We start from the raw sequence: 24,563 nt of genomic DNA on the forward strand, positions 1-24,563 counted from the left end.
GCACCCTGCACAGAAAGGCTGTCCGCTGCGGTGGACGGCCTTTTTTATTGGTTTTTTGTGACAAAACCTGCGAAAAAACTCACATGTGATGCATATCCAGCTGCCAGAACATCTGATACGTTATGTGCCTGATACACGGCCACATGCAAGAGGAAGCGCCAATGCCTCGTAAAACCCAAGGCGATAACGCAACCGTCCCGGCCAAGGTACCGAAGAGCTCAACCGACTACATGCGTGAAATGCGTCTACGACTCAAGGACGCCGGGCTGGTCAAGCGAGAGTTCTGGATACGGCCCGAGAACGTCGATGCCCTGCGGGGTATCGAGAAAGCGTTAAGACAGCCCTTTCTGGGTGACAGGATCAAACTGGAGGATTTCATGACCGAGAACACCAACTGGACGATCAGCTCTCTGCAAAAGGCCCTGGCCGAACTGGATCTGGTCACTGAGGGCAAGATCGAGATGGCCGTGCTCGAAGGAGACGCGGCCGGGATCAAGCTGACCATGGCCGATTTCGGTGATCTGCCGATCTACATCGCGGTCGAGGGCGATCAGATTCTGGCCGACGCCACCCTGATCGAGGTGAACAAAATCAAGGACGTGGCCGCTTTCAACAGTGAAGTGCTGCGCAGTCGTGATCTGTTTCCCCTGTCGTCGGTAGGTATCGAGAAGCTGGCTGATGATCAGGAAGTCTATTGCCTGTTCGGTGCCCTGAGCGCTGCCTCCTCCCTCACCGTCATCGTTCAGGAAATTCTCACCCTCGCGGACAACGTGATCCGGGCGGCCGACGCCTTCGAAGATCATTTCATCTACTGATCACTCCCGTCAGGAGCAATGCATTCATGACAACAAGCATCTGGAAAAAACTGGTTACTGCCGTTCGTGGCGGCGCTTCCGAAGTGGGCGAGTCGATTGCCGACGCCAACGCCATCCGCATTCTGGATCAGGAAATCCGCGACGCGGACAATGCCCTGATCAAGGCTCGCGACGGCCTGATCACCATCAAGGCCAAGCACAAGCTTTCGGCTCAGCGCCTTGAAGAGCACGCCACCAGCATCGCCAACTGGGAAGGCCGCGCCATGCAGGCCCTGAACAAGGGTGAAGAAGCGCTGGCCGTGGAGTGCGCGACCAAGATTGCCGAGATCGAAGCCCTGCGTGATCAGGAGAAGGAGCTGGCTGACCAGTTCAGCAAACAGATCAGTCTGCTGCAGGATCAGGTCATCAAGGCCGAGTCGCGCATCAAGAGCCTCAAGCAGCAGGTCGAAATGGCCAAGGCGCGCGAAACCGTACAGAAGGCCCGTGTTGCAACCGCCACCGCTACTGGCGGTGCGAGTGGCGCGGTCGAGACTGCAGTCGGTTCGCTGGCACGACTCAAGCAGCGTCAGGACGAGCAGGATGCCAAACTGGAAGCCGCCGAAGAACTGGCCAGCCAGTCGAGCGGCAGCGATCTGGAGCGTCGCCTTCAGGAAGCTGGCATTGGCGCCAAAAGCGGCGGTGCAGATGATGTACTGGCGCGCCTGAAGGCTAAAAGCCAGACGCCGGCACCGTAAGCCATTCTGGAGAACGGGCGAGGGCGCAGAATGGGTTTCTCGATACGATTGCAGGTCGTTCTCGCGCTGTCGCTGCTGCTGGTTGCGGTGCAAGTGGTCAATTCGTTCACCGCTGGCAGCCTGATCGGGTACGGCATCATCCCGCGTACGGCATCGGGCTTGCAGGGCATTGTTTTTGCGCCCTTCATCCATGCCTCGTTTCAGCACTTGCTTGGCAATCTACTGCCCTTCATGATTCTGAGCTGGCTGGTTGCAACGGAGGGCGTCAGGCGATTCGCGTGGGTGGCAGGGCTGATTTGCCTGCTGGGCGGCTTGTTGGTCTGGGTGTTCGCACGCACCAGTATTCATGTTGGTGCGAGCGGCTTGATCTTCGGCCTGTGGACCTATCTACTGGCGCGGGCGTGGTATCAGCGCAGTCTGATGAGCCTGCTGCTGGCGATGATCGCATTGGTGGGTTATAGCGGGCTGATCTACGGGTTTATTCCAGTGGCCGGTGTTTCATTTGAATCACATCTGGCCGGCGCAGTTGCCGGCATCGGTGTTGCCCGGCTGATGCACTCGCGGACGTTGCCGGCCGAAGTCACCTGATCAAAAGGGTGGCAGGGCATTGCGGTGAAGCGCGAGTCGTCATTGACTCGTCAGGAAATGCAATCTGACTCAAGGATTTGAACGGATGACCCTGTTGCTGTTGATTCGGCGTCATACCTCGGCGTTCTTCGAACGGTTCGGTTGGGCAGGCATCGGCCTGTTGCTGCTCACCCATTACATCGTGTCCTGGCTGCTGTTGAGCCTGGCGGGCGAAGAGCACCTTGTTCAGGGTGTCGATTTCACTTATTTCTACCTCACCACTGCCACCACCGTGGGTTACGGCGATCTGTCGCCCAAATCCGGCTGGGGCAAGATCATTACGACCACCTGGATCATGCTGGGCGGTATCGCCTTGCTGACCACGGTCATTGGCAAGGCGTCGACATCGGTCGGTGAAATCTGGAGACGGAACATGAAAGGACAGGGCGACTGTTCGACACTCACCGGTCATACCGTGCTCATCGGCTGGGACGGTGAAACCAGTGAGCGCATTGTCGAACTGCTCAACCAGGACTCGGCCACCCAAGGTACGGGCCTGGTTATCTGCGATTCACTCATTGTCGAAAACCCGATGCCGGGTCGCGCCTCGTTCATCAAGGGCGACTCGCTGGATTCGCCTGCGGTGCTGCTGCGTGCCGGGGTCATCGGTGCGCAGCGTATTCTGGTGCACACTCAGTCCGACAGCCTGACCCTGGCGATTGTCCTGACGCTCAAGAACCTTGGGCCGACCGGCCATGTCGTCGCGCACTTCAACAACTCTGAGCGGGCTGCGCTGGCCAGAACCTACGCGCCCGAACTGGAGTGCACCTCGGACATGGCGATCGAAATGCTGGTTCGTTCCTCTCAGGATCCTGGCTCAAGCACGGTCATCACCGAACTGCTGTGCATCGGGCAGGGCGCCACCCAGTTCCGACATGTGCTGCCATCCGACTACACATCCTCCTGTGGCGAGTTGTACATGCGCCTGCGGCAGGACTTCAACGCCACGCTGATCGGCTATCGCGCCTCCTCAATGGCGCAATTCCAGATCAATCCCGCCAATGATGTTGCCATTCTGGGCGGGGAAATCTTCTACATCGCCTCCAGCCGCCTTCAAGGAAATGCGCTATGAACTGGTTTAAACGTGCCATGGGGCTGGAAGCGCCCAAGGGCTCGACTCAAGGCACAGGGTCCACCGGTTCGTCCGGTGCACTGGGCCTGGCCTCCGGCCGCATGCTGTGTCTGGACACGTCGCTGAAGATGCTGCTTGAAGGTCATTCGTATGTGGTCGTTCCGGGAGATGAAAAGGTCTGGGCCGTCGGCCGGATCGACCTTGGGCAATCGCTGACCCTGCAGCGGTTCTACCTGGATGACGAGGATTACTTCCTGCAAGTGGTCTCGAATGGCCCGAATGCCGAGGATATTCAGGACATCATCCTGTTCGGCTATTACAGTGCCGCGCCGATCACCAGCAAGGACGAACTGCTACGCCTGACCGGTCCTGGCTCGAAGATCGGCCTGCCGACCTATGAACACGAAGGTGAGGTGTTCGAAAGGCAATGGGGAACCGAAACCGGACAGACTGAGCTGACGCCTCTGGACGAAGACATCGTCAGCCCTGACGGTGCCTATCGCGTCAAACACCTGAGCATGCTGTACGCCCGTGAAACAGGCCTGATCAACCGTCGCGAGTTTCTGCTTTTCTCGGTCGAAGAAGACGAAGAGGGGACGATTACCCTGACCACGGCGGTCGGCGTCACGCTGCAATCCACTGATATCAACGTTCTATGACAAGGAAATCCTCATGATCGACGCGCTTCGTATGTCGCTCAACGCCACCGCGGTGTTTGGTTTTGTGATGTACATCCTGGTGGCGGCCATCCTGTTCGCCCTGTTCCAGTTCATCTACAGCCGCGTCACGCCGCACAAGGAGTTCGCGCTGATCCGCGAGAACAACAGCGCAGCTGCGCTGGCTCTGGGCGGTTCGCTGATCGGTTTCGCGCTGCCGGCCAGCAACATCATTACCTACAGCATCGGCATTCTGGACGTCATCGTCTGGGTGGTGATTGCGGCCGTGGTGCAACTGGCGGCCTTCGGCGTGACCAGCCTGGTGCTCAAAGGTCTCTCGACCCGGATCGCCAAGGGTGAAATGGCGGCTGCCATCTATTCGGCCAGTGTCGCGATCAGCGTCGGTCTTCTCAACGCGGCCTGCATGACCCCTTCGGTCTGACAGCGGCGACGGTCAAGGAGACTCACGATGAGACGCAGTTCAGTAAAACTGGTGCTTGCCAGCACGATTCCACTGGCCCTCGCCGGCTGTGGTTCCAGCGACGAGCCTAACTTCAAGGCCCAGGCCAACTTCAAGTCCGTGCAGGAGTGTGCCGAGGCCAAGGTTCCGGTGGACGTGTGCTCGGATGCCTACATGCAGGCGCTGTCCGATCACCGACGCATCGCGCCCACCTATGATGACAAGGCCTCTTGCGATGCCGACTTCGTCCCGGACTACTGCCAGGTCACGTCTGACGGCAAGTACATGCCAAAGCTGGGTGGCTTCGAGCTGGGGTTCGAAGGTAACGTGCCCAAGGCGGCCCTGGACCGGGCCAATCAGGAAGTGGCCCAGTCAGCGCCTGCCGGCATGAGCGGTACCAGCGGCCTGCTGACCGGTCTGTTGATCGGCAACCTGATGAGCAACGGGTTCGGCAACAATCGTTATTACTCCCAGCCGATCTACCAGACGCGCGATGACCGCAATTCAGGCGGCGGGACGTTCGGGTATTACGGGTCCACATTGTCCAGCCAGATGGACCGTGGCAAGACCTTCGGCAACTCGAACCAGGCCCGCTCCAACTCCGGCAGTTACAACAAGAACACCCTGGGGCGCAGCCTGGGCAGTTCCGGCTCCGGTTCGTCGGTCTCCTCGACGATCTCGCGGGGCGGTTTCGGCAGTCAGGCATCCGCACGCAGCGGCTGGAGCGGCAAGAGCAGCAGCGGTAGCAGTTTCGGAGGCTAAGGGATCCGCCCCATGAAAAAGATCAGTATCGAAGAGCGGCCGCACTGGCAGGCCACCGTCGAGCGGGAGGGATTCAACTTCCACACCATCGACGGTGAACGCTACTGGGATGAGCGCGGGTATTACCTGTTCACGGAACAGCAGATCACCCGCGATCTGGAAGCACCGACCCAGGAGCTGCACCAGATGTGCATGGACGCCGTAGGGCGCATCGTGGACAGCGAGGCACTGCTCGAACAGCTTGCCATTCCCGAAGCCTTTTTCGACCTGATCCGTACATCATGGAAGGAGGGGCATCCGCATTTGTACGCGCGCTTCGACTTCGCCTACGACGGTACTGGCCCGGCCAAGATGTATGAAATCAACGCCGACACACCGACCAGCCTGATGGAGGCCGGGGCTGTGCAGTTGCTCTGGCTTGAAGAGCAGATGGCGCGTGGCGTGCTGCCGGCCCATGCGACGCAGTTCAATTCCATCGCCGAGGATCTTGTGCGGGCCTTTGCCGAATTTCCTCATCCGGGCCCGTTTCACTTCTCATGCATGTCCGGGTCGGTGGAGGATCGGGGCACCACCGATTTTCTGCGCCGGATGGCGGCCCATGTCGGCATCAACGCCAGGCATATCGACATCGAGGACATCGGACTGACCGCAGACGGCCGCTTTGTCGACCTGGAAGGGCAGCAGATCGAGCGTCTGTTCAAGCTGCATGCCTGGGAGCACATCTTCCATGAGTCGTTTGGTGAACACGTGGCGGCCAGCGGCACTCAGTTCGTGGAGCCTGCCTGGAAATCGATCCTGAGCAACAAGGGCATTCTGCCGCTGCTGTGGCAATTCAATGAAGGCCATCCCAATCTGCTGGCGTCCCATGTCGATCACCACCCTCGGCAACCCGTGCCCAAGGGTTGGGTGCGCAAGCCTTACTTTTCCCGCGAAGGCGCCAACATCGAGATGCGCACCCCCGGCGATCAGGTGATTGCGGTCGACGGCCCCTATACCGACGCGCCTTACATTCTGCAGGCGTACTCGCCGCTGCCGCGCTTTGACGACAGCTATACGTTGATCGGCTCCTGGGTGATCGGAGATCTGGCCTCGGGGATCGGCATTCGTGAAGACGACAGCCTGATCACCAAAGACACCAGCCGCTTCCTGCCGCACGTCGTCATCGACTGAGCGCACTCAAGCCGTCTGCATCAGGCTCGCTGATAGCGCATCAATCACACTCAGTGCGCTTAACAAAAGATAACGACATGTCGATTGTCAGGCATTTGCAAAACTGCCTAGGATGGCGAGGCTTCCAAAAAGGTACGGCCAGAGCGCTCGCGAGCGTCTGGACGGTACGAACGGGTCGATCCAGGGCCTGAATAACAATAAGAGGGGAGAGTCCATGAGTGAGCCTGTCTACCGGCGCACCCGATCAAGTGCGGGCATGTCCCTGGCAACCCTGCTGTTCTGCTCGATGGCTGCTCCGGCAATGGCTGCGTCCGATCCGGCGGCAGCGCCAGCTGCCAATACCAATGCCGATACCAGCACTGTTTACGCCATCGAGTCAGCCAAGGCCTCGCGCGGCCTGCTGCTGGACGTGGCTCACGCGGGCGCTCGACTGGTCGCCGTCGGCGACCACGGTCACATCCTGTATTCCGACGATCAGGGCAAGAACTGGGTCCAGGCCCGCGTGCCGACTCGCCAATTGCTGACCGCGGTTTATTTTGTCGACGAGCAGCACGGTTGGGCCGTAGGCCACGATGCGCAGATTCTGGGCAGCAGCGATGGCGGCAAGACCTGGAGCAAGCAGTTCGAGGACCTGGCGCGCGAGGCACCGTTGCTGGATGTCTGGTTCAAGGACCTGCAAAACGGCTTTGCCGTCGGTGCCTATGGTGCCTTGTTGACCACCACCGATGGCGGACAGCACTGGGAAGATGTCAGTGATCGCCTGGACAACGAAGATCAGTACCACCTCAACGGTATCGCACAGGTCAAGGACGCAGGCCTGTTCATCGTCGGCGAGGCCGGCAGTATGTTCCGCTCCCGTGACGAGGGGCAGACCTGGGAAAAACTCGAAGGCCCGTATCAGGGTTCGTTGTTCGGGGTGATCGGCACGGCCAGTCCCTCGACGCTGCTGGCTTATGGTTTGCGTGGCAACCTGTTTCGCTCCACCGATTTCGGTGACAGCTGGCAGCCCATCGAGCTGCAAGGCGCGCGCGGTCCGCTGGAGTTCGGTCTTGCCAGCGCGTCCCTGCTGGCAGACGGTTCGGTGGTGCTGGTCGGTAACGGCGGCAGCGTGATGCGCAGCAGCGATGACGGCGAAACGTTTCAGGTTTTCAACCGCCCCGACCGTATTTCGCTGGCGGGCGTGACCTCCAATCTTCAAGGCAATCTGATTCTGGTAGGTCAAGGAGGCGTACGCGTCACCTCGCCAACGGGCGCCGAGACGACCCAACAATAAGACCTTTCAGGGCGGGGACATTCAGGCATGAGCAATCTTCAACACACCCAGCACTCCGGCGGAAAAGAGACCTTTCTCGAGCGCCTGATCTTCAACAATCGTCCGGCCGTGATCATTCTGTGTCTGCTGACCAGTATTTTTCTGTTCTGGCAGGCCACTCAGGTTCGCCCGTCTACCAGCTTCGAAAAAATGATCCCGCTGTCCCATCCGTTCATTCAGAACATGATGGAGCATCGTAACGACCTGGCGAACCTGGGCAACACCGTGCGTATCTCGGTGGAAGCCAAAGACGGCGACATCTTCTCCAAACAGTACATGGAAACGCTGCGCCAGATCAGTGACGAGGTGTTCTACATCCCCGGCGTTGATCGCTCTGGCCTGAAATCGCTGTGGAGTCCCAGCGTGCGCTGGACCGAAGTGACCGAGGAGGGCTTTGCGGGGGGCGAGGTCATTCCACAAAGTTACAACGGTTCCGAAGGCAGCCTGGATCTTCTGCGTAACAACGTGCTCAAGTCCGGACAGGTCGGGCGGCTGGTCGCCAACGATTTCAAGTCGAGCATCATTGATGTGCCGTTGCAGGAGTCCTACCCGGACCCGGCCGATCAAGGCAAGTTACTGGCGCTGGACTATCAGCAGTTCTCGCACCAGCTTGAAGAAAAGATTCGCGACAAGTACGAAGCGCAGGACCCCAACATCAAGATTCACATTGTCGGTTTCGCCAAGAAGGTCGGCGACCTGATCGATGGTCTGTTCATGGTGGTGATGTTTTTCGGCATTGCCTTTCTGATCACGCTGGTGCTGCTGATCTGGTTCACGCGCTGCATCCGCAGCACCATCGCCGTGCTGATCACCACATTGATTGCTGTGATCTGGCAACTGGGGCTGATGCATGTGGTGGGGTTCGGCATCGACCCGTATTCGATGCTGGTGCCGTTTCTGATCTTTGCCATCGGCATTTCCCACGGGGTCCAGAAGATCAACGGGATCGCGTTGCAATCCAGTGATGCGGAGAACGCATTGATGGCGGCGCGGCGTACGTTCCGCCAACTGTTCCTGCCCGGCATGATCGCGATTCTGGCTGACGCCGTGGGTTTCATCACGCTGCTGATCATCGACATCGGCGTGATTCGCGAGCTGGCCATCGGCGCGTCCATTGGTGTCGCAGTGATCGTGTTCACCAACCTGATTCTGTTGCCGGTGGCGATTTCCTACGCAGGTATCAGCAAACGGGCAATCAATCGCAGCAAGCAGGATGCAGTGTCCGAGCATCCGTTCTGGCGATTGCTGTCCAACTTCGCCAGCGCAAAAGTTGCCCCGGTTTCCATCGTGCTGGCGCTGCTGGCCTTCGGTGGTGGCCTCTGGTACAGCCAGAACCTGAAGATCGGCGATCTGGATCAGGGTGCGCCGGAGCTGCGTCCCGATTCACGCTACAACAAGGACAATGCGTTCATCATCAATCATTACTCCACCAGCTCTGACGTGCTGGTGGTGATGGTCAAGACGCCGCCCGAGGGCTGCTCGGCCTATCCGACCATGGCGGCGATCAACGAACTGGCCTGGAAGATGGAGAACACTCAGGGCGTGCAGTCGGCGATTTCGTTGGTGACGGTTTCCAAACAGGTCATCAAGGGCATGAACGAGGGCAACCTGAAATGGGAAACCCTGTCACGCAACAAGGACGTGCTCAACAACTCCATCGCCCGTGCCGACGGTCTGTACAACAACACCTGCTCGCTGGCGCCGCTGCTGGTATTTCTCAACGATCACAAGGCTGAAACCCTTGATCGCGCAGTGCATGCGGTGCAGGACTTCGCCAGGGAAAACAACCGCCCTGACATGCAGTTCCTGCTGGCGGCCGGTAACGCCGGTATCGAAGCGGCCACCAACGAGGTGATCAAGAAGTCCGAGTTGACCATTCTGGTGCTGGTCTACATCTGCGTGGCGGCCATGTGCATGATCACCTTCCGTTCCTGGGCGGCGACGCTGTGCATCGTCCTGCCGCTGGTCCTGACTTCGGTACTGGGCAATGCGCTGATGGCGTTCATGGGCATCGGCGTGAAAGTTGCGACCTTGCCAGTGGTGGCGCTGGGTGTGGGGATCGGTGTCGATTACGGCATCTACATCTATAGCCGTCTGGAGAGCTTCCTCAGAGCGGGGTTGCCGTTGCAGGAAGCCTATTACGAAACGCTGAAGTCCACGGGCAAGGCCGTGCTGTTTACCGGTCTGTGCCTGGCGATTGGCGTGTGCACCTGGATCTTCTCGGCGATCAAGTTCCAGGCCGACATGGGGCTGATGCTGACCTTCATGCTGTTGTGGAACATGTTCGGCGCACTGTGGCTCTTGCCAGCGCTGGCGCGGTTCCTGATCAAGCCGGAGAAAATGGCAGGGAAGGTGGGCAATTCACTGTTTTCACATTGAGACGTCAGCAGCGCGTGAGCGTACCCACGTTGCGCGCTCAGCGTTTTACAGTCCCACGCAATAAACCTGGGAGGCGGCTTGCCGGCGATGCGTATCTTCAGTCGATTCATCAGTGACTGACCTGACGCTTTCGCCGGCAAGCCGCCTCCCACAGGTTGTGCGCTCAACCGGCCATTCGCTGCCTGGCCTTGTCCTGCGCACGGCATGGATCAAACCCCGCCCAGCACCACGCGATTAAAAGCGTGGGAGGCGGCTTGCCGGCGATGCGTATCTTCAGTCGATTCATCAGTGACTGACCTGACGCTTTCGCCGGCAAGCCGCCTCCCACAGGTCGTGCGCTCAACCGGCCATTAGCTGCCTGGTCCTGTCCTGGCACGGCATGGATCAAACCCCGCCCAGCACCACGCGATTAAAAGCGTGGGAGGCGGCTTGCCGGCGATGCGTATCTTCAGTCGATTCATCAGTGACTGACCTGACGCTTTCGCCGGCAAGCCGCCTCCCACAGGTTGTGCGCTCAACCGGCCATTAGCTGCCTGGCCTTGTCCTGCGCACGGTGTGGATCAAACCCCGCCCAGCACCACGCGATTAAAAGCGTGGGAGGCGGCTTGCCGGCGATGCGTATGTTCAGTCGATCCATCAGTGACTGATCTGACGCTTTCGCCGGCAAGCCGCCTCCCACAGGTTGTGCGCTCAGCCGGCCACTGGCTGCTTGGCCGCCCCCATCAAACCCCGCCCAGCACCACGCTCAGCGCATTACGCGCATCGTCCAGTTGCACCAGTGAGGCATGGCGGGCGCCGAGGGCGTCGCGGTTCTGGATGGCGGTGAGTATGGCTTTATGACGCGGCATCGCCAGTTCGTGCAGGTTGGGACGCTTGTTGGAATACTTGAGCGCCTCGCGCAAGGCCAATGACAGCATGTTGCACAGATGAGCCAGCAGGTCATTGTGGGTTGCGTCGGCGATGCGGCTGTGGAAATCCAGGTCCGGCTGTAACAGGTCCTCAGGGGTCGGAGCCGCCTCCATGCGCTGATAGGCCTCATGGATGGAGTCGATTTCCTCATCCGTCGCATGCTGTGCTGCCAGCGCGGCGACTGCGGGCTCGATCACTGCGCGTACGCTGGTCAACAGGTTGAAGAACTCATTCTGCGGCGAACTCTGCATCACCCAGTGCAGCACGTCCGGGTCAAGCAAGTGCCACTCACGTCGAGCCTTGACCACCGTGCCGACACGCGGTCTCGAGTAGACCAGGCCTTTGGCTACCAGCACCCGCGTGGCTTCACGCAGCACCGGACGGCTGACTGCGTACTCTTCACAGAGCAGTGCCTCGGCAGGCAGTTTTTCGTCAGGTTTGAATCGACCGGATACGATCTGCATGCCCAGTTCCTGGACAATGCGCGCATGCATGCTTTTACGGTCAGAAGGCTTTCGATAGTCCATGGGAACGCGAGTCGATCCTGGCGATGAATGCCGCGCATGATAACACTGCGCACAGCCCTGAGCGGCCGCCCTTGCGAGGCAACCGCCACATTGGCCGGTGAGCGGTCAGTGAGAATGCCTCGGCACTTCGGACCCGCGGTTACCGATCAGGAAGTCGAAATCGCAACCCTGATCGGCCTGCATCACATGATCGACATACAGCTGACGATAGCCGCCAAGCAGCAGTTGAGGCGGTGCCTGCCAGTCAGCCAGACGTGCGGCCAGTTCGGCCTCGGGGATATCCAGATGCAAACGCCCGCTGGCACAGTCCAGTTCGATCCAGTCGCCTTCCTTCACCACCGCCAACGGTCCGCCTGCTGCCGCTTCCGGCGCGACGTGCAAGACCACGGTGCCATACGCGGTGCCACTCATACGTGCGTCGGAAATCCGCACCATGTCGGTTACGCCCTGAGCCAGCAGCTTGGCCGGCAGCCCCATGTTGCCGACCTCAGCCATGCCCGGATAACCCTTAGGCCCGCAGTTCTTGAGGACCATGACGCAGGTTGCATCAATATCCAGGTCCGGATCGTTGATGCGCGCCTTGTACATCTCGAAATTCTCGAACACCACCGCGCGACCACGGTGCTGCATCAGTGCAGGCGTTGCGGCGGAAGGCTTGAGTACTGCGCCCAGCGGCGCAAGGTTGCCGCGCAGCACGCAAATGCCGCCATCGGCGCGGATCGGGTTGTCCAGCGCGCGGATGACCTGGTCTTCGCCATAGATAGGTGAGTTGCAGGTGTTCTCGGCAATGCTTTTGCCATTGACGGTCAGCGCGTCAGGGTTGGGCAGCAACCCGGCCTCGTTCATGCGTCGCAGCACGGCGGGCAGGCCGCCTGCGTAGTAAAACTCTTCCATCAGGAAGCGCCCGGAAGGTTGCAGGTCGACGATGGTCGGCATGCCGCGACCGACACGGGTCCAGTCATCCAGCTCCAGGTCGACACCGATGCGTCCGGCGATGGCTTTCAGGTGGATCACCGCGTTGGTCGAACCGCCGATGGCGGCGTTGACCCGAATCGCATTTTCGAACGCGGCCTTGGTGAGAATCTTCGACAGGCGCAGGTCTTCGCGAACCATGTCCACCGCCCGCATGCCAGACATGTGCGCCAACACGTAACGACGCGAATCCACCGCTGGAATCGCCGCGTTGTGCGGCAACGAGGTGCCCAGTGCTTCGGCCATGCAGGCCATGGTCGAGGCGGTGCCCATGGTGTTGCAGGTGCCTGCCGAGCGGGACATGCCCGCTTCAGCGGACAGGAACTCATCCAGGCTGATCGTCCCGGCTTTATAGGATTCGTGCATCTGCCAGACGATGGTGCCCGCGCCGATGTCCTTGCCTTCATGCTTGCCGTTGAGCATCGGTCCGCCGGTCACGACGATGGCTGGAATGTCACAGCTGGCCGCGCCCATCAGCAGTGCAGGGGTTGTCTTGTCGCAACCGGTCAGCAGCACCACGCCATCAATCGGGTTGCCACGGATCGCCTCTTCAACGTCCATGCTCGCCAGGTTGCGGGTGAACATTGCGGTGGGGCGCAGGTTGGATTCGCCGTTGGAGAACACGGGAAACTCCACCGGCCAGCCACCGGCCTCGATCACGCCGCGTTTGACGTGTTCGGCAATCTGACGGAAATGGGCGTTGCAGGGCGTCAGTTCTGACCAGGTGTTGCAAATGCCGATGATCGGTTTGCCTTGAAACTGATGGTCGGCGATGCCCTGATTCTTCATCCAGCTGCGATACATGAAGCCATTCTTGTCGGCAGTGCCAAACCACTGGGCAGAACGGAGGGTCGGTTTTTTATCGGAGTCAGACATGATCGGCTCTCTTATTGTAAGACTTAATGTCGATGCTGCTGGCTAAGGTAAGCCTAAAAAACGCCGATTGGAAGAGTTGTCAGTTTAAATAGTATTACTATATAGTCGTTTTCAGTCGAGGGACGACCCTTGCTTCGGTGTTGTGTCATAACAGCCCCAGGTACAGAGGCGATCTCCGCAGGTTCCATAACAAAAACAATGGGAGACCGCCTTCATGAGCCAGGAACTGCGGCTTATACGCCGCATCACGTTCAAACTGATTCCCTTTCTGATCCTGCTTTACCTCATCGCCTATGTGGACCGCTCTGCCGTGGGCTTCGCCAAGCTGCACATGGGTGCCGATATCGGCATTGGCGACGCGGCCTACGGGCTGGGTGCCGGGCTGTTCTTCATTGGTTACTTCCTGCTGGAAATCCCCAGCAACCTGATGCTCGAACGCTTTGGCGCACGCCGCTGGTTCGCACGAATCATGATCACCTGGGGCGCCATCACCATCGGCATGGCCTTCGTTCAGGGACCCCACAGCTTTTATGTGATGCGTTTCCTGCTGGGCGCGGCCGAGGCGGGCTTCTTCCCCGGCGTGCTGTACTACATCACCCAGTGGTTCCCGGTGCGTCATCGCGGCAAGATCCTGGGCCTGTTCATCCTGTCGCAACCCATCGCCATGATGATTACCGGTCCTGTGTCCGGCGGTCTGCTGGGCATGGATGGCGTACTGGGTCTGCACGGCTGGCAGTGGCTGTTCATCGTGATCGGTACGCCTGCGATCCTGCTGACCTGGCCTGTCTTGCGCTGGCTGCCAGACGGTCCGCAGCAGGTCAACTGGATGGATCAAGCCGAGAAAGACTGGTTGACCGGTGAACTGAAGAAGGATCTGGAAGAATATGGCCAGACCCGGCACGGCAACCCGCTCCACGCCCTGAAGGACAAGCGCGTGCTGTTGCTGGCGCTGTTCTATCTGCCCGTCACATTGAGTATTTATGGACTTGGCCTGTGGCTGCCGACGCTGATCAAACAGTTTGGCGGCAGTGACCTGACCACCGGGTTCGTGTCTTCGGTGCCCTACATCTTCGGCATCATCGGCCTGTTGATCGTGCCGCGCAGTTCCGACCGTCTCAATGATCGTTACGGCCATCTCGCGGTGCTCTATGTGCTCGGTGCCATCGGCCTGTTCTGCAGCGCCTGGCTGACCCTGCCGGTCGCCCAACTGGCGGCGCTGTGTGTGGTGGCGTTTGCGCTGTTCTCGTGTACGGCGGTGTTCTGGACCTTGCCGGGCCGCTTTTTTGCCGGTGCCAGTGCAGCGGCCGGTATCGCTCTGATCAACTCGGTGGGCAACCTGGGCGGCTATATCGGACCGTTCGTCATCGGTGCCCTGAAAGAGATGACCGGCAGTCTGGCTTCCGGGTTGTACTTCCTGTCCGGCGTCATGGTCTTCGGGCTGTTGCTGACCGGTATCGTTTACCACGTGCTGGAGCGCAAGCATGTGCTGCCCGCTTCCGAATTCGCTGCCAGCGCCAAGGCGCGCTAGGTCCGGCTTTCCACTGTCTGAAAGGAGATTTCCATGCGGTTGGTGCAATTTGAACTGAACAACGGTCAGCGTCGGGTCGGTCTGGTGGACGGCGATCAGGTGCGTGAAGTGCTGGGCGCCGAGAGCGTTCGCGAACTGGCGCTGGCGGCGATTCAGGCAGGCTCTGGGCTGGCGCAGCAGGTCGAGCAGTCAGGGGTGGGCGAGAGCCATGATTACGCGCAACTGCTGGAAGAACTGCGCATTCTGCCACCGCTGGACCACCCGGATCCTGCGCACCTGCTGGTCAGTGGCACCGGCCTGACGCACCTTGGCAGCGCCTCTGCGCGGGACAAGATGCATCAGCAATCGGGTGACGAATCGGCGATGACCGACACCATGCGCATCTTCAAATGGGGCGTGGAAGGCGGCAAGCCGCCCGCCGGTCAGGCCGGTGTGCAGCCGGAATGGTTCTACAAGGGCGACGGCAGTATCGTCGTGCGCCCGGGTGCATCCTTTTCGCTGCCGCCGTTCGCTGAAGATGGCGGTGAAGAGCCGGAACTGAGCGGCCTGTACGTCATCGGGCATGACCGCAAGCCTTACCGGCTCGGGTTCGCGATCGGCAACGAATATTCCGACCACATCATGGAGCGTCGCAATTACCTGTACCTGGCGCACTCCAAGCTGCGCGCCTGCTCGTTCGGACCTGAATTGCGGGTAGGTGAGTTGCCGCAGAATCTTTCAGGCACCAGCAAGATCTGGCGTGACGGTGAAGTGGTGTGGGAGAAGGAGTTTCTGAGCGGCGAGGCCAACATGTGCCACAGCCTGGAAAACCTTGAGTATCACCACTTCAAATATGCCCAGTTCCTGCGCCCTGGAGATGTGCATGTGCATTTTTTCGGCACCGCGACCCTGTCTTTCGCCGATGGCGTGCGGACTCAGCCGGGGGACAGGTTCGAGGTCAGTCAGGCCGAGTTCGGCAAGCCACTGATCAATGGCCTGGCACCGGGCGAAGCGGTGTTCCAGCCGGGTGGGATTGGCAGGTTGTGAGATAAGGGTAGCGATGACGTCCATCGCTGCCATCATAAAACCCGAGTAGATGAATGTGTGCCTTGTGGGAGGCGGCTTGCCGGCGATGGCGTCAGTTCAGTCGCTGACAGGTCGCCTCAGAAAAAGCATCGCCGGCAAGCCGCCTCCCGCAGTCCGTTGGTCGTCACTGCCGTCGCGGTTTTCGCCAGGATCATGGCCAATCATCGTGCGATTGCCCTATCATTCGCGTTTTTGCAGCCCGGATAACCTCATGACGACTACCCCAGAGACCTTGCTCGCCGCCCTCGAAACGTCCTCGATGCTGGAAATCGATGGTCTGCACGCTTGGGAATTTTCGCTGGACGATGAACTGAACGTTGAATGCATGGACGGTCGCGAGCGCAAGGTGTGGCGTTTCACCCTTGATCAGGTCAAGGCTGCGACGTTCGACGAGTCCCTGCAAAGTTGGGTCGTCAATGACGGCAACGCTGACCACCGGATCGTCTGCCTGGATGCGTTCACGCCTACTGATGAAGACGACGCTGACGAAGCTTGATCCAGATCAAGTCATGCTCACCGATTAGTCGCTAGATTCACCTGTGCGCGTCGACTGCTTTTGTGAAGGCATCGGCGCCAACTAGCAGGGTGCCGAGTGTGACGTCGTTAGCGACGGTGCTCACTTCGCACACACGGATGTGCTTGCCTTTTCTTATTGCCCCGACGCGTTTTGCCGTCCGGGAATAACGACGTTTCATACACTGGCCTCGCCAGTGTCGGCCCAATGGACTGGGCCATACCAACAAGATAGGGAGATCCAATGTCTACTCAAGGTGCGTTGAGTCGTGCACGTATGTTGCCGACGTTGCTGGGCGTTCTGTTGCTGGTACTCGGTCTGGTGATGCTGATCGGCGGCTTCAGGCTGGTCGGCCTGGGCGGTTCGTTCTATTACATGTTGTGCGGTTTCGGTTTCTCGGCCATCGGCGTTCTGCTGGCCATGGGGATGCGTTTTGCTGTCTGGCTGTTCACCCTGATGCTGTTGTTGAGCACCGTCTGGGCGTTGTGGGAGGTGGGCCTGGATCGCCAACAGTTGCTGCCGCGCCTGTTCGTTTGGTTTCTGGTCGGGCTGGTGTTGGTACTGCCGATCACCAGGCAAGGGTTGCGGCCGCTGCGCCGCAGTGTGCCGATTGGCGGTCTGGTCATCGCGTTGATCCTGGCGGGTGTGACGTTCGATCCCATCGGGCAGTTCAGGCGGCTCGCCCAGCACACCGAGGATTTCATGGTGGCGCTGGTTCCGGGCATGGACCTGCGCTGGATGCCCTCCGTCGACAGCGAGACCGGGTTGCAGAGGCCGGAAAGTCAGGCCGGGTGGCAATGAATGCGTGCGCTGCAAAACTACCCGACCGTATTCAGTGTCATAGCCCTGACTGTCGCGTGACAGGCGTCAATAACGTCAACAAAAAAGGGATGCCCCCATGCCCCATAAAATTCTGCCGTGGCTGGCGATGGCCAGTGCCATGAGCACGTTTACCTTGCAGGCTCAACCCATGACCGATTCCCAATTGCTGCTGGGTTCCTACACCCAGGGAAAAAGCGAGGGTATCTACCGGTTCGGCTTCGACAGCAAGACCGGCATGATCGACCCCAAACCGCTTCAGGTGATCAAGACCGAAAATCCGTCCTGGCTGACGGTTTCCAAGGACCAGCGTTATCTGTTTGTCGTCAATGAGAACGGCCCCGGCCAGACCGATGTGGTCGGTAAGGTCAGCAGTTTTTCCATCGAACCCAAGACCTTCAACATTGCGCCGATCAATCAGGTGGAGACCAAAGGTGAGGAGCCGACTCACTCGAGCCTGAGCAAGGACGGGCGTTATCTGTTCGTGGCCAACTACGCGGTAAACCCGGATCCGGGTGGCGCGTTGTCAGTGATGCCGGTCAGCAAGGACGGGCAGTTGGGTGACGCCGTTCAGGTATTGCCGCTGGGCCCCGGCAGCAAGGTCAATCCAGAGCGCCAGATGTCGTCCCACGTTCACCTGGCGGTGCCGACACCGGATGACAAATACGTCGTAACGGCCGACCTGGGTGCCGACAAGCTATTCGTCTACCGCTACAACGCTGATCAGAGCAAACCGCTGCAGCCTGCCAGTATACCGAGCGTGCAGTTGCCGGCAGGCAGCGGACCGCGTCATGTCCTGTTCAGCGGCGATGGCAAGCATGCCTGGCTGGTGCTGGAGATGTCGGCCCAGGTGGTGGTCTTCGACTATCGGGATGGCGTCTTCAAGCAGACCCAGATCGTGGACATGAAGAACAAGGGCGTCGAACAGAAGAACGGTGGCGGTGCGTTGCACACCTCGCCCGACGGCAGGTTCCTGTACGTGACCAACCGTGGCGAAGCCAATCAAGTGGTGGTGTTCCGGATCGATCCCAGCAGCGGAAGGCTTGAAGAAATCCAGCGCCGGGCCGTCGAAGGCGCAGAGCCTCGTGAGTTCAGCTTTGACCCCAGCGGCATGTTCATGCTGTTTGCCAATCAGAAGAGCAACCAGATCGTGACGGTGCGCCGTGATGTGAAAACCGGCTTGATCGGCGATACGGTGCAGAAAGTCGATGTGGATGCACCCTCGTATTTGCACTTTCTGAATGAAAAATAAGTTACAAAGCCTTCAGCCCGCGAAACGCGCGGGCTGAAGCCGTTATCAATGCCGATGATATGAGTTAGTGCTACAAAAGATTTCTGCTGACCCGCCCTCAGGCGTAAGTTTGAGTCACGGCCAAGACGGCCATAACTCAAAGCGGCACATAACAGCGTGCAGCGCCGACACAAAGAGAGGTGACCCAGATGAACTTCAATCTTTTCTCCATCATTGCTGCATCGGCTATTTCCGCGTCTGTGGCACTTCCTGCCAGCGCCAGTGTCGATGTGAGCGACAAGAAAGCCCACGCGACCCAAACCTATACACCGAAGTACCTGCAACAGAGCGCCAACTTTTACGCCGCGCTGGATCACAAGTCTGCGCAATGAAACGTCCGTGAATTCATTCCCCGTTAGCGACGGTGCCGATACCGGGGAATGGATTCGTGAACGGCAATGCTTTCGCGAGCATGTTCGCCCACACAGGTCCACGCGACCACTGCCCATTGCGTGGCAGACCCTGCATGGACTGTTACGTGAGCCTGCTCGCGAAAGCGTTGAATCCCCTTGTCCCTGCTACCGTGCTGGTAGCGGGGATTTTTTTGCATCCGGTGCCTGGGTATCCCGCCCTTGAAGATCGGCCTGTTTATGCATGACCGCTGCAAACAGCCCGCTGTCCAGAAAGCGCTGTAGCCATTCGCGCAGCGCCGGATAAGCACTTTGCGCGAACCAGTCCGGATCGACAAAACAGAACTGGCGAATAAAGGGCGCGATGGCAATGTCGGCCAGTGTCGGGTGCTCTCCCATCAGGTAAAAACCCGACTGCAGTCGAATGTCCAGCGTGCGCAGAAAGGCTTCGCCCTGTTCGCGATAATGCTCGGCGCAATGTTCCGGGTAACGCACGGCGTATTTATATCGGTCCAGATTCGGCTTGAAGACCTGATCGTTCTCTTCGATCAGGTCGGCCATTTCACGTTGTGCTGAAGAATCGCAGGCCAGCAGCCAGTCATCTGGATCATTCTGCGCCAATGCCCAGTGCATGATGTCCAGGCTCTGCTCCAGAACACGGTCGGCAACAATCAGCACCGGTACCGTGCCCTTGGGCGAGCGTTCGAGCATGTGCGGCGGTTTGGCCTTGAGGCTGACTTCGTGGATGTCCACCTCACAGCCCGCGTAGTGCAACGCCATGCGTGCACGCATGGCGTAGGGGCAGCGGCGGAACGAGTAGAGCACCGGCTTCATGAGCTGCCGACTTCAATGGTGCTCAACCCGTTACCCTGACGCCGGACCTTGATCTGCACCGGGATGCGCTCGTGCATTTCCTGAACGTGGGAAATGACGCCCACCTTACGGCCCTGCGCCTGCAAGCCGTCCAGTGCATCCATGGCCAGTTGCAGCGATTCGGGGTCAAGGCTGCCGAAGCCTTCGTCGATGAACAGCGATTCGATACGCAAGGTGCTGGACGCCATCGACGCCAGACCCAGGGCCAGGGCCAGCGACACCAGAAAGGTTTCCCCGCCCGACAGCGAATGCACCGAGCGTGTCTCGTCGCCCATTTCGGTGTCCAGCACCAGCAGCCCGAGCATGCTGCCGCCGCGCTTGAGGCGGTAGCGGCGCACCAGTTGTTTCAGTTGGGCGTTGGCGTGGTGCACCAGCAGATCGAGGTTATAGGCCTGGGCGATCTTGCGGAATTTGTCGCCTTCGGCCGAGCCGATCAGCGCAGCCAGTCGAGCCCAGCGCTGATATTGGCCAGTAGCTTCGTTGATGCGGGCCTGCAATTCACTGTTGGCGTCACGGCGGCGCTGGTCTTCGCTCAGTTGCGCGCGGAGTTCGGCACAGTGTTGTTCGCTCAGCGCCGTCTGTTCCTGGGCCTGCAACAGGGCGGCATTCAGCGCGTCGCCGTCGGTCAGGTCGGCATGTTGCGTCTGATGTTGCTGCACGCGTTGTGTGCGTTCATCGAGCAGAATCCGCGCCTGCTCCAGGGCTTTCTCGGTCGCTTGGGACTGCCTGCGCAATTGCTCGACGTGTTCGTCGTCGTAGGTGAGCAGGGTGTCGAGCGCAGCGTCGTCCAGTTCCGGGTGCTGATTGCGCCAGTCGGCGAGCGTGGCATCAAGCTCTGTCAGTTCCTGCTGCAAGGCCTGCTGCTGTTGCTCGCCGGAATTGAGTTCGGCGGCCAGCTGGATCAACTGACTCTGGATGTCCTGCAAGAATTGGGCTGCCGAGCCTTCGGCCTGGCGGGCCTGCTCGACGGCCTGTTCCAGGGCCTGCTGCCATTGCTCCGCGCTGGTGTATTCGCCCAGCAGCTCCTGCAACCGCTGCTGACTTGCCTGCTGCTGTTCAGTGAGTGCCGTGACCGTCTGCAGGTGTTCTGAGACGCGCAGCAGGCGGTTCTTCTGCTCGACCTGTTCGCTGTCGATGCGCTGCTGGCGTTCGCGTTGCTCCTGCTGCTCCTCGCCTTGCTGCTCCAGTTGATCGAGTCGCTGCGTCACGTGCTGTTCAAGCTGCATCACGGTGGTCGATGCATCGTTGCGCAGCCCGTCCAGCGTCTGCGGCGAGACCAGCGAAGCAAAGGCTGTCAGCTCTTCGTCCAGGCGCTGCTGATCGGCGCTCAACTGCTGGAGCTGATCGGCCACATGGCGTGCGGCCGTCTGGCTGGCCTCCTGTGCAGCCTGTACGGACTGTTGCAGGCGTGCGGCGTCTTTCTGCAGGGTGAGCAGGGCTTGCTGGCGTTGCTCGTCGCGGACGATGACCTCGGTCAACTGGCTGAGCTGCTGGCTTAACCAGGCGTCGCGTCCGGCAGGGTCGCGGTCCAGCAATTGAGCGCTCAGCGGGTGCGCTTCAAGGTCCGGTGCCAGTGCCTGCCGGCGCATGGTCAGTTGTTCATGTTGGCGCAGCAGTTCTTTCTGCCGGGCGATGATGCCGCCCACGTGCTCGCGCAACAGATTGCGCTGCTCGGTCAGGGTATCGACGGTTTTCTGCGCGCTGGCCTGTTCATCCTCGTCATGCCGGGTAAGGCTGTGCAACAAGGCCTCGGGCTGGTGCCACGGATGCTCGGCACTGCCGCAGACCGGGCAGGGCTGGTCGTCCTGCAACTGGGTGCGCAGTTCTTCGACGCTGGCGCTACGGGCCAGACGCTGGCGTTCCAGCAGTTGCCGGGTCACGCTCAGGGTCTGCTCGGCGACAGTCAGCTCGTCCTTGACCTTGATGCCTTGGGCGACCAGTTGCTCGCGTTCCTGCTGGGCATTCTGTTGCTGCCGGGCCAGCTCCTGCAGTTGCCGTTCGATGTCGTGATGGCTGGCCCACAGACGTGTCAGCTCTTCAAAGGCGCGCTGTTGCTTGCGATTGTCCTGCAACAGGCTACCGAGAATCTGCAACTGTTCGGTGACGGCTGCAACTTCGCAATCGGCCTCGCGGTACAGCAATTCCAGTGCGCTGCGTTGTTCCGTCAGCTGTTGCTCGGCCTCGCTGGCACGCTGTTGCAGCGCAGGCAACTCAAGGTTGCCGTGCTTGAGGCGATTGGCGGTCAATGTCAGCGTCTTCAGGCGATCACGCCACGCACTCCAGCCTTGGGCGAGCGGTGCCAGATCACGGCTGTGTTCGAGCTGTTCGGCAATGCGTTCAAGGCGCTGGGCAACCTGCTGCTGTTGATCGAGCAGGATTTGCAGGCCGGTCTGGCCCTGGGTGCAGGACTGTTCGGCCTGCTGATGCTGTTCCGAGGCCTTGCTCAGCTCTTGAGCGAGGCGGTTCAGCGTGTTTTGCGCGTCGAATGCCTGCTGCAAGAGCGGCCTGGCGAGGCTGTGCGCCTGTTGGGCGTCCAGCAACTGAGACTGCGCCTGGCTGCGTTGGTCGTGCAGTTGCTGCTGGCCGTTTTGCAGCGTGACCTGCTGCTCCTGATGCTGACGAATCTGCCCGGCCAACGGCGTGAGCTGGGCGTTCAACGTGATCCGCCGTGCGAAGCGATGCCGTTGCGGGCCGAGGTGTTCAAGCTGGCCAAGTGTCTGGCGCTGGCTGCTCTGATCGTTCCACACCTGTTGCGCGGCGCTCAGGCTTTCCTGAGCAGCGAGTTGTTCGTCGCGCAGCCGATGCAGCTCGGTCAGCCATTGCTGCTGCAGCTCCAGCTGGCGCTGCTGCGCCTGATGCAGTTTGAGCTGCTGCTGTGCATCGCTCATGCGCTGCTCGAGTTCGACAAGCTGCTCGGGATCCAGCGGGCTGATATGACTGGCCTGGGCGGTCAGGACCTTGAGCGCTTCTTCGGCCTCTTTGCTCTTGCTGTAGGCGCGTCGCCCGAGCTGGCTGTAGATCGCGGTGTTGGTCAGTTTCTCCAGCAGTTCGCTGCGTTCCTTGTCGTCGGCCTTGAGAAAGGCGCTGAACTCGCTCTGGGCGAGCATCACGGCTCGGGTGAACTGTTCGAAGTTCAGGCCCAGGCGGCTTTCGATCAGTTGCTCGAACTCGCGCTTGCTCTGATTACTGAGGACCTGCTCACTGTCCAGGTCGGTCAGGGTCTGGCGGCTGGCCTGCAGTTTTTTCGCCGCGTTGTCCCGGGCGCGGTTGGTTTCCCAGCGCGCGCGGTAGCGGCGCTGGTCGATGCCGATGAAGTCCACCTCGGCATAACCGCTGCCGGTGCCACGGCGCAGCAGGGTGCGTGGATCACTGGTGGTGATGTCGCCGTCGATGTCCGGGACTTTTGACTGGCCGATGTTGCTCAGGCGCGGAATGGCTCCGAACAGCGCCAGGCACAAGGCATCGAGCAAGGTGCTTTTGCCCGCGCCGGTCGGGCCGGTGATGGCGAACAGCCCGGCGCTGGCCAAGGGCTCTGCCGTGAAATCCAGCTCGAACGGTCCGGCCAGAGAGGCCAGGTTTTTCAGGCGAATGGCGAGAATCTTCATGGCTGTTCGCTCTCCTGCTGCACTTCACGCAACAGTGTGGCGAAGTCGCTCAGGGTCTGTTCATCGACCTCTGTACCGAAGTTGTCCTGCCAGGCGCGGCTGAACAGCTCCTGTGGGCTGAGCTGATCCAGTTCGATCAGCGCGGCATCGCCATCGCTGCCGTCTTCGCTGCCTTTGCCCGCGTACTCGGCTCCGATGCGCACCAGGCGCACAGCCTTGCCCTGCAGGGCGGTTTCGATCTGATTGCGCAGGTCCGGCTGTGGCTCGTCCAGACGCACGCGCACCTCAAGCCAGGGCTGCCGGTCCGGGTCGGCCAGCAGGTCCACGTTGGGCAATTCCTTGAGCTGAACCAGCAGTTCGGCAAGCGGCGCAGGCCCCAGACGCTGCAGGTTGACGGCGCGTGGAATCAGGCAGGTGTCGACGCTGGTCAGCGTCTCGCCGTCGCAATTGATCTCCAGAATCTGGTGCTGATAGCCGATTTCCGAGAATGACAAGGGAATCGGCGAGCCACTGTAGCGAATGCGCTCTTCACCATTGACCCGCTGCGGCTTGTGCAAATGTCCGAGCGCGACGTATGTGATGCTCGGTCCGAACAGGCTGGCGGGCAGGGCTTCGGCGTTGCCGATGATCAGGCTGCGCTCGGAGTCCTCGGACACCGAACCACCTGCCATGTGCGCGTGGCTCACGGCAATCAGTGCCTGCCCTGGCTCACGTTTGCGGTTGGCGGCTTCGATCAGGCGCTCATGAACCCGGGCGATGCCTTTGAGGTAGTCGTCGCCCAGCGTCGGGCCGGTGACTTCGGCGGGGCGCAGAAACGGCAGCGCCAGGCACCAGGCGCGTACGTCACCCTTGGCATCAGGCAGCGGCAGTAGCAGACGCTCGGCATCCAGCGCGCCGTCGTCCAGCCACAACACCCGGCCAAGCGCGTGAGTGCGCAGGCGACGCATCAACGGCGCGGGCAGTTCGATACGAGAGCCCGAGTCGTGGTTGCCGGCGATCATCACGATGGTCAGCAATGGGTTCTGTTCGTGAGCGTTGACGATGAAGTCGTACAGACGTTCCTGGGCTTTGACCGGCGGGTTGACGGTGTCGAAGATGTCGCCCGCGATCAACAGGACATCGGGTTGGCGCTCGGCCAGACGGGCCAGCAGCCAGGTCAGAAAGCAGGCGTGTTCGAAGTCGCGCTCCTGACCGTGAAGGTTCTGGCCCAGATGCCAGTCGGAGGTGTGGAACAGACGCATTGAATT

At 60.2% G+C, this 24,563-nt stretch carries 21 protein-coding genes; 16 read left to right on the forward strand and 5 right to left on the reverse strand.

The genetic code is table 11. The annotated features are described in order from the left end of the window. The first annotated feature begins 161 nt into the window (after positions 1–161). The 10 genes from BUB69_RS08160 to BUB69_RS08205 all read left to right on the forward strand — a co-directional run bounded on the left by BUB69_RS08160 (position 162) and on the right by BUB69_RS08205 (position 9,987). A complete protein-coding gene (locus tag BUB69_RS08160; RefSeq protein ID WP_073164428.1) occupies positions 162–815 on the forward strand; it encodes a YjfI family protein in 654 nt (217 codons plus the stop codon). A gap of 26 nt (positions 816–841) precedes the next feature. Then, positions 842–1,549 (forward strand): PspA/IM30 family protein, encoded by a 708-nt coding sequence (locus tag BUB69_RS08165; RefSeq protein WP_073164433.1) that lies wholly within the window; start codon positions 842–844, stop codon positions 1,547–1,549. Positions 1,550–1,579: 30 nt separating this feature from the next. Then, positions 1,580–2,137, forward strand: a complete 558-nt coding sequence (locus BUB69_RS08170) for a rhomboid family intramembrane serine protease (RefSeq protein ID WP_073164436.1) — start codon at positions 1,580–1,582, stop codon at positions 2,135–2,137. Between the two features lie 85 nt (positions 2,138–2,222). Continuing rightward, a complete protein-coding gene (locus BUB69_RS08175) occupies positions 2,223–3,248 on the forward strand; it encodes an ion channel (RefSeq protein ID WP_073164439.1) in 1,026 nt (341 codons plus the stop codon). Next, positions 3,245–3,907: a YjfK family protein gene (locus tag BUB69_RS08180; protein ID WP_073164443.1), complete on the forward strand. Its 663-nt coding sequence runs from the start codon at positions 3,245–3,247 to the stop codon at positions 3,905–3,907. The genes BUB69_RS08175 and BUB69_RS08180 overlap by 4 nt, the downstream gene beginning before the upstream one ends. 13 nt (positions 3,908–3,920) lie before the next feature. Next, positions 3,921–4,346: a DUF350 domain-containing protein gene (locus tag BUB69_RS08185; protein WP_024687816.1), complete on the forward strand. Its 426-nt coding sequence runs from the start codon at positions 3,921–3,923 to the stop codon at positions 4,344–4,346. A gap of 27 nt (positions 4,347–4,373) precedes the next feature. Beyond that, positions 4,374–5,126 (forward strand): DUF1190 domain-containing protein, encoded by a 753-nt coding sequence (locus tag BUB69_RS08190; protein WP_073164447.1) that lies wholly within the window; start codon positions 4,374–4,376, stop codon positions 5,124–5,126. 12 nt (positions 5,127–5,138) lie between these two features. Beyond that, entirely contained in the window at positions 5,139–6,296 is a 1,158-nt protein-coding gene (locus BUB69_RS08195) for a glutathionylspermidine synthase family protein (RefSeq protein WP_073164450.1), read from the forward strand. Between the two features lie 214 nt (positions 6,297–6,510). Continuing rightward, the gene (locus BUB69_RS08200) at positions 6,511–7,569 is read left to right on the forward strand and encodes a WD40/YVTN/BNR-like repeat-containing protein (RefSeq protein WP_073164454.1); all 1,059 of its coding nucleotides are present in this window, start codon (positions 6,511–6,513) and stop codon (positions 7,567–7,569) included. 27 nt (positions 7,570–7,596) lie between these two features. Further along, positions 7,597–9,987 carry an efflux RND transporter permease subunit gene (locus BUB69_RS08205; RefSeq protein WP_073164457.1) on the forward strand — a complete coding sequence of 797 codons (2,391 nt, stop codon included), beginning with the start codon at positions 7,597–7,599 and terminating at the stop codon, positions 9,985–9,987. A gap of 722 nt (positions 9,988–10,709) precedes the next feature. Here BUB69_RS08205 and BUB69_RS08210 read toward each other — a convergent pair. Next, entirely contained in the window at positions 10,710–11,423 is a 714-nt protein-coding gene (locus BUB69_RS08210; RefSeq protein WP_024686099.1) for a FadR/GntR family transcriptional regulator, read from the reverse strand. A gap of 105 nt (positions 11,424–11,528) precedes the next feature. Then, positions 11,529–13,271 carry an IlvD/Edd family dehydratase gene (locus BUB69_RS08215; protein WP_024686100.1) on the reverse strand — a complete coding sequence of 581 codons (1,743 nt, stop codon included), beginning with the start codon at positions 13,269–13,271 and terminating at the stop codon, positions 11,529–11,531. 214 nt (positions 13,272–13,485) lie between these two features. Here BUB69_RS08215 and BUB69_RS08220 point away from each other — a divergent pair, with 214 nt between their 5' ends. The 6 genes from BUB69_RS08220 to BUB69_RS08245 all read left to right on the forward strand — a co-directional run bounded on the left by BUB69_RS08220 (position 13,486) and on the right by BUB69_RS08245 (position 18,820). Then, on the forward strand, positions 13,486–14,799 hold the full coding sequence (locus BUB69_RS08220; protein ID WP_073164460.1) for an MFS transporter: 1,314 nt from the start codon (positions 13,486–13,488) through the stop codon (positions 14,797–14,799). Positions 14,800–14,832: 33 nt separating this feature from the next. Continuing rightward, positions 14,833–15,825, forward strand: a complete 993-nt coding sequence (araD1, locus tag BUB69_RS08225) for an AraD1 family protein (RefSeq protein ID WP_073164463.1) — start codon at positions 14,833–14,835, stop codon at positions 15,823–15,825. A 250-nt stretch (positions 15,826–16,075) separates the two neighbouring features. Beyond that, complete coding sequence (locus tag BUB69_RS08230; protein ID WP_073164466.1) at positions 16,076–16,360, forward strand: DUF5629 family protein; 285 nt, start codon at positions 16,076–16,078, stop codon at positions 16,358–16,360. 261 nt (positions 16,361–16,621) lie between these two features. Continuing rightward, complete coding sequence (locus tag BUB69_RS08235; protein WP_141121835.1) at positions 16,622–17,179, forward strand: hypothetical protein; 558 nt, start codon at positions 16,622–16,624, stop codon at positions 17,177–17,179. A 97-nt stretch (positions 17,180–17,276) separates the two neighbouring features. Beyond that, a complete protein-coding gene (locus tag BUB69_RS08240) occupies positions 17,277–18,449 on the forward strand; it encodes a lactonase family protein (RefSeq protein ID WP_073164472.1) in 1,173 nt (390 codons plus the stop codon). 188 nt (positions 18,450–18,637) lie between these two features. Then, positions 18,638–18,820: a hypothetical protein gene (locus BUB69_RS08245; RefSeq protein WP_024687554.1), complete on the forward strand. Its 183-nt coding sequence runs from the start codon at positions 18,638–18,640 to the stop codon at positions 18,818–18,820. A 186-nt stretch (positions 18,821–19,006) separates the two neighbouring features. Here the strand turns inward: BUB69_RS08245 and BUB69_RS08250 are convergent, their stop codons facing one another. From BUB69_RS08250 to BUB69_RS08260, 3 genes are read right to left on the reverse strand one after another with little or no spacing between them, the layout of a single operon-like run. Then, positions 19,007–19,672 (reverse strand): glutathione S-transferase, encoded by a 666-nt coding sequence (locus BUB69_RS08250; protein ID WP_084537066.1) that lies wholly within the window; start codon positions 19,670–19,672, stop codon positions 19,007–19,009. Then, on the reverse strand, positions 19,669–23,316 hold the full coding sequence (locus tag BUB69_RS08255) for an AAA family ATPase (RefSeq protein ID WP_073164475.1): 3,648 nt from the start codon (positions 23,314–23,316) through the stop codon (positions 19,669–19,671). The genes BUB69_RS08250 and BUB69_RS08255 overlap by 4 nt, the downstream gene beginning before the upstream one ends. Next, positions 23,313–24,557, reverse strand: a complete 1,245-nt coding sequence (locus tag BUB69_RS08260; RefSeq protein WP_073164478.1) for an exonuclease SbcCD subunit D C-terminal domain-containing protein — start codon at positions 24,555–24,557, stop codon at positions 23,313–23,315. The genes BUB69_RS08255 and BUB69_RS08260 overlap by 4 nt, the downstream gene beginning before the upstream one ends. Positions 24,558–24,563 lie beyond the last annotated feature (6 nt).

The organism is Pseudomonas asturiensis (assembly GCF_900143095.1).
GTDB classification, from domain to species: Bacteria; Pseudomonadota; Gammaproteobacteria; order Pseudomonadales; family Pseudomonadaceae; genus Aquipseudomonas; species Aquipseudomonas asturiensis.